We start from the raw sequence: 6,439 nt of genomic DNA, 5'->3' as shown, positions 1-6,439 counted from the left end.
ATCTGGCTGTTGAGGGTGATGCGCATGTCCTCGGTGGCGGCCTGCAGGTCCCCGACCTCGGTGGCCTCGGTCTGGGCCACCGGGTGGCTCAGGTCGTTTTCGGCGATCCGGGCCATCTCCGCCCGCAAGGCCTGAATGGGCCGTTGCAGATGCTGGCGGGCGACCCAGAAGAAGGCCCCCGAGCCCAAGGCCAGCACCAAGAGCGCAATGACGCCGCCCCAGATCTCGTTTTCCAGCTTGGCTGCCTCCAGACGGCTGCGGTCGGCCAGCACGGAGTGGATGGTGGCCATGGAGGTGACGGCGGACAGATAGGCCTTGGTCGTGCCGTCGGCATCCTGGAGGGGGATCAAAGTGCGGGCCAGGCGGCCGTCGTCGATAAGCCGGGTTTTCGACGAGCTGATGCCGCCTTGGCCGTTGGTGAAAGCGGAATCGCTCAACTGGCTGTCGAGCTCGCCCTGGCGGCGAAGGATCTCGCCGTCCGGGGAGACCACCGCGAGAGCCGCCGGGAACTCGTCGGTGGACAGGAAATTCCGTACCTCCGCCAGAAAGCCTTCCATGGGAATGGCGACGCCAAAGGCCCCCTGCCAGTGCATGTCCTCCCGGGTTTCCGTATGGACCAGACCGGCGGCGGTGAAAAAGGGCTGGCCCTCGATCAAGGTGAAGCCGGTCACGCCTTCGATGGCCTCGGGGCCTGTCAGGGTCATCATTTCCCCAATGAGACTGTCCATCCACGCGGTGCGGTCCCCGTTGAGGGAGCCCGCGATGGAGGCGTTGTCCGTGGTGCCCTCGAGATCGTAGGCCCCAAAGCGCGTATTGGCCGGCACGTCCGGAAGGGTCTGGAGACCGAAGAGGGCGTCCCCGAAAGCCGACTCGCTGCCTTCCTTGACGGCATCGGCGACTTCGCCGCGGGTGCGGCCACGAAGCATGAGATCCCGGGCCTCGGCCTCGAACTGCTCCTTCAGGGATCGCGTTACCCGGCCGGCGGTGGCTTGCTGCAGGGTCTGCCAGCCCTCGTTGACCCGCTCGACCCGCTGATCCCAGATGCGGTCCTCGTAGCTGAGCGCCGAAACCAGAAGCCAGAGCATGGCCGCGGTCAGGATAACGATAATGGTGGTAACTAGCAGTTGCAGGCGGGCACTCAGGCTATGGAGGTAGCGCATTGTCACTCTCGGAGGCGGCAGGTTGAGGAGGGGCTCCGGTACCCGGGATCTGCGGCGGCCCGGAGCCGATGGCCTAAGTTAGAAGGCGTCCTTTTGGCCCGGCTTCCGACCAAGGAAGCGTCCGTGGGGCTGCCCCCCCTTGCTTTGCGTTTCTATTGTGGGGCCATTTTCCCAGGAAACCAAGGCCCGACCCGTTAGGTTAAAGCTCTTGGTCTCGGGGGCCGCCTTATCTTTTCGCCGTTAGTTCGTCCTACTTGAATAGCCAGGGAGGCCCCGAACGCAATGGGGTCACCCTGACCGGCCCTAAAGACTCGAAATTTGTAGTCGAGAACAGTAGGGTGTGGGGCAAATGGGTCTGCTTGGGGTAGACCCAGGCAAATCGGCCCATGCTCGCGACAATGGATAGGCATCATGGAAACGGCCCAGATCTCCAAAGAGGCCCATACCGCTGATGCGGCCAAGTACCTCCTTTTCCGGCTTGGCGAGGAGCTGTTCGGTGTGGATGTCACCGCCCTCAAGGAGGTGGACACCCTCCTGGAGCGGGATCTCACCTTCATTCCGGATTCACCCCAGAGCCTGCGCGGCCTCATGAACCTGCGCGGGGTCATCGTCCCCGTCCTCGACACCCGCATCCTCCTCGGCCTGGGGCTCTACGAGGATACCGCCGAGTCACGGATCCTGGTGGTCGATATGGATTGGCGTCTGGTTGGCTTCGTGGTGGACGAAGTCACCGATCTGCGGGCCATCCAGCGCGACGAGGTGCAGTCGCCGCCGTCCAACTCGGAGATCCAGCGCCAGCACGGCACCTATCTTACCGGGATCGTCAACTCCGAGGACGGCGTGGTGGTGCTGGTGGATCTGGCCCAGATGCTTCCCGAAAACCCCTTCATCGATCAGCGTAGCCACGCCCGCCAGACCGTGGACCTCGAGGTCCGTATCCGCGATCTCGACGGGGACGAGTGGTACGATGCCCATCTGAGCACCATCAGCAAGGGCGGGGTGCGCCTCGAGAGCAACCGCGACCTGCCCGAGGGCGCCTGGCAGGAGGTGAGCCTGCCTCTGGAGCGCTCCCCCAAGGGCCAGGACCGGGTCGAGCTCCAGGCCGAAGTGCGCTGGGGGCGCACCGCAAGCGGCCTGGCCGGCGGGCGCTATTCCCATCAGTACGGTCTGGCCTTCGCCTCCCTTACCAATGAGCAGGAGGCCCTGCTCGAGCGGGCCTATCGGCTGGATTGAGCCGGTTGGGCCCATCCAATAAGGCAGGGAGCCCTTTCTAAATGCGAACCTTCGCGGTGGTGAACCACAAAGGCGGTGCGGGCAAAACCACCACGGCCGTTCACCTGGCCTGGGGCCTGGCCGAGCGGGGGCACCGCACGCTCATCGTGGATCTGGACCCGCAAGGGGCGCTGGCCAGCTATTTTCGGCTGACTCCGCGCTATACCCTCTACCATGCCGTTCTGGAGGGTGCGGATCCGGTCCAGTGCCTCGCGGAGGTTCGCCCCGGTCTGGATGCCCTCCTCGCTGACGGCACCCTGGCCCAGCTGGAGATCGCGCTGGCGGATCGCCCCCGGCGCGAGAGCGCCCTGCGCCAGTTCCTGGAGGGCGTGGACGGCTATGATGCCGTGGTCTTCGACTGCCCGCCGTCGTTGTCCCTGATCATCGTTAACGCCTTCTTCGCCGCTGACGGCCTTATCGCCCCGGTTCAGATGGAGCTGTTATCATTTCGGGGCTTGATCCAGACTCTGGAATACGCCCAGTTCATGGGCCGCTACCTGCAGTATCAGCCCGCTTTCCTGGGGGTGGTGCCGACCATGGTCCGAGATGACGAGCGTTGGCATCAGCGCTGGCTGAAGCGGACCCGTAACAGCCTGCCGGCGGAGCGGGTGCTGCCCCCGGTGCCCTACGACGGCGCCATCCCCGAGGGGCTCCAGGAGGGACGAACCGCCTTCGAGGCGGCGCCCGAGGGCCCAGCTGCTCAACGCTATTGGCAGATGGTGGAGCGGGTGGAGGCCTATCTGACCAGCCACCAGACGGAACAGCGTCGGGTGGCCGAATAGGGCGCCCGCACGGGAGAGGAAGAGCCATGCCAGGCAATGGAGACTTCAGCGCCGGCCCTCACTCCGAAGGGTTCGAGGACATCATGGCCCGCTTCTTCAACCCCGAAGCCCAGGGGGGCGATAAGGGAAGCGGCCTGTCCGCGCTGCTCGAGGACCTGCAGAACCGGCCGGGAGATCCGGAGCTGCACGACGACCTGGCCCGCCGCTTCGGCGAGCTGGGCGAGCAGGAAGGCCTCGACGAGCCCGTGCGGGGATTGGTTCGAGCGCTGGAGGCGCTTTTCCGGCAGATGGCCAACTTCGATATCCGCCTGCACCGGGTCATGTATCAGGATCTGGAGCAGGCCGTCCCCGTTCTGGAAGCCCTGCTCCAGGGAACGACGCCCGAGCGTCCGGCAGCGGAGCTGGAAGGCCGAATCCGGCGCCATCTGCTGGAGACGGAGACCGCCGAAGGAGGCGGCGGGGAGTCCGGGGACGGCGGCGGCTCCATCGAGGACGGCCTTCGGGCCCTGGCGGAGGATCCCGGCGACGGGGCCACCCTCGATCGGCTCGGGGGGGAGCTGGACGACCTCTCCGAAAGCCTTACCGGGGAGGCCGAGACCCTGGCCCTCCGTATGGGGGATGTCCTGGGCGCCTTCGCCGAGGGGCATCTGGATTGGGACGACGAGGTTCAGCAGCCTTTGCTCGCGGGTGCTCAGGCACTGACAGCCGATGACGGGGAGGGCGCCTCGGAGGTCATCCCCCGGCTGGAACGCTTGGTCGGCTCGGAAGAAGGCGGCGGTTCTCCGGCCGGCGCCGAAAGCCAAGAAGAGGCCGCCCCGGATCCGGAGCAGGTTCTGGCCGACTGCGAGCGGTTTTTGTCGGATGAGGGCGAGGGCGCCGTCCTGGATGAGCTCGGCGCCAATCTGGACGAATTATCGGAGGCGCTGAGCGGCGAGCGAGAGACCCTGGCCCTGCGGATGGGCGATGTCCTGGGTGCTTTTGCCGCCGGCCGCCTTCCCTGGAGCGAAGAGCTGGGCAAGCGGCTCCAGGCCGGTGCCGAGGTGCTGGCTCGCGGGGGCGATCCGGCGCCCCTGATTGCCGGGCTGGAGGCCCTTATGGACCACGCCTCCGGTGAGGATTCGGCCGAATCCGCCGAAGAGGCCGGCGAGGGAGCTGCTGTGGCGCCATCCGGTGGCGAAGGGGATCTGGGCACAGCCCTTGAGAGCCTCATCGCCAGCCCCAGTGATCCCCAGCTCCTGGAGCAGGCCCGCAGCGCCGCCGTTGCTACCGCCGAGCGGCTGGCGGCAGAGGGCGGCCCGATGGCGGACCTGGGACAACGGCTGCAGGCCATCTTCGAGGGCTTGGCCGCCTTCGATATCCGTCTGCACAAGGTCATGGTCCAGGACCTTCAGGCTGCCATGGGGGCGATGGAAGGTGAGGACGAGCAGGCGGCCGAGGATGCTTATCACCGCCTGGCCAAGCATGTCCCCGAAGAGCCCGGTGGGCCCGAGGAGGAAGCGGAGGAGGCGACCAGCGAAGCCGAGCCCGGGCCCGAGCCGGAAGCCGAGACCCCAGCTGAGCCAGAACCCGAGCCGGAAGCCCAGGCCCCAGCCGAGCCAGAACCCGAGCCCGAGCCCACCCAGGATCAAGCCAACGTGGCCCAAACCGAAGAAGAAACCGCCGAGGAGACCCTGCCGGAGGGTGTGGCCGAGCTGCCGGAAGATTCCGATCCGGATCTGGTAAGCGCCTTCATCGAGGAATCCCGGGAAGGCCTTGAGGCTTTGGACCAGGATTTCATGGCCCTTGAGGACAACCCCGAGGACGGGGACCGCCTCCATAGCGCCTTCCGGACCATCCATACCATTAAAGGCACCGCCGGCTTTGTCGGCCTGCCGCGTCTGCAGGGAATGGCCCACACCATGGAATCGGTGATGGACCGCCTGCGGAACTTCGAGATTCCCCTGTCGGCGGGCATGATGGATGATCTTCTGGCCGGTACGGACCTCCTGCGCCAGGTGGTGGACCGGGTCGCCAACGGCGGTGGCGATGATCTGGCCATGGAGGATACCGCTCGCCGGTTGCGCCATTACTTGCGGGCCGATTACCAGGGCGAAGAGCCCGGGACCCCCAAGAGCCAGGACGCCGGCCAGGGTGGCCAGGAAGAGGCTGCCCCGGCCGAGGCCGCCCGGGAATCCGGGAGCGAAACCGGCAGCGGCGGCTCGGCTCCGGCCAAGACCGGCGGCGAGGATGCCGGTGGCGGAGGCGGGGAAGGCCAGTCCCACGAGGGACAGACCCTGCGGGTCCCCCTGGAGCGCCTGGACCGGTTGTTCAACCTCGTCGGCGAGCTGGTGCTGACCCGAAACCAGACCCGAGAGCTCGCTCGGCGGGTAGCCTCCCAAACGGACGACGAGCGTTTGGCCGAGGATCTCTCCGAGGAAGCCCATCGCCTCGACCTGGTTACCTCCGACCTACAGTCGGCGGTCATGCAGACCCGGATGCACTCCCTTGCGGCGAGCTTCAACAAGTTCAAGCGGGTCATTCGCGATTTGTCCCGCAAGACCAACAAGGAGGTCCAGCTCAACATCAGCGGCGAGCAGACCGAGCTGGATCGCAACGTCATCGAGGCCATTCAGGATCCGCTGGTCCATCTCATCCGCAACTCCGTGGATCACGGCATCGAGGAACCGGATGAGCGCGAGGCCAAGGGCAAGGATCCGGCCGGCACGGTGGATCTCAAGGCCTACTACGAAGAGAACTTCGTGGTCATCGAGGTTGCCGACGACGGTGCCGGGCTGTCCGCCGACAAGCTACGCCAGAAGGCGGTGGAGCGGGGCATTGTCGACGCCAACGAGGCGGAGCAGATGGCCGACCGCGAGGCCCAGCAGCTGATCTTCTCGCCAGGCTTCTCCTCCGCGGAGCAGGTCAGCGACATCTCCGGGCGCGGCGTGGGCATGGACGTGGTCCGGTCCAACGTGGAGGAGCTCAAGGGCTCCATCGAGCTGGACTCGGAGATGGGTCAGGGCACTACGGTACGCATCCGCCTGCCGCTGACGCTGTCGATTCAACAGACCTTGATCGTTCAGATCGGGCCGGAGCACTTCGCCATTCCCTTGGAGACCGTCAAGGAAACCCTGGACTTCGAGCCGGGTAAGGTTACCACGGTTCGTGGCCAGCGGGTCTATCAGCGCGAGGGCGAGATCCTGCCCATCCTGCAGATGACCGAGCTGTTCGGCATGAGCCGGGTGC

The 6,439-nt window shown here is 66.2% G+C and carries 4 protein-coding genes; 3 read left to right on the top strand and 1 reads right to left on the bottom strand.

Translation table 11 applies throughout. The features are described from left to right. A partial coding sequence (locus tag V5A19_RS13295; RefSeq protein ID WP_332327917.1) for a HAMP domain-containing protein occupies nucleotides 1-1,160 on the bottom strand: 1,160 nt, incomplete at its 3' end. A 411-nt stretch (nucleotides 1,161-1,571) separates the two neighbouring features. Here V5A19_RS13295 and V5A19_RS13290 point away from each other — a divergent pair. The 3 genes from V5A19_RS13290 to V5A19_RS13280 form a co-directional block, all read left to right on the top strand. Next, nucleotides 1,572-2,393, top strand: coding sequence for a chemotaxis protein CheW (locus V5A19_RS13290; RefSeq protein WP_332327916.1), 822 nt, complete (start codon nucleotides 1,572-1,574; stop codon nucleotides 2,391-2,393). Nucleotides 2,394-2,434: 41 nt separating this feature from the next. Continuing rightward, nucleotides 2,435-3,214, top strand: a complete 780-nt coding sequence (locus V5A19_RS13285; protein WP_332319835.1) for a ParA family protein — start codon at nucleotides 2,435-2,437, stop codon at nucleotides 3,212-3,214. A gap of 26 nt (nucleotides 3,215-3,240) precedes the next feature. Continuing rightward, nucleotides 3,241-6,439, top strand: a 3,199-nt coding sequence (locus V5A19_RS13280) for an ATP-binding protein (RefSeq protein ID WP_332327915.1), incomplete at its 3' end; no start/stop codon positions are given.

This window comes from Thiohalorhabdus sp. (genome assembly GCF_036628635.1).
GTDB lineage: Bacteria > Pseudomonadota > Gammaproteobacteria > Thiohalorhabdales > Thiohalorhabdaceae > Thiohalorhabdus.
This window is presented reverse-complemented; position numbering and strand designations above follow the sequence as displayed.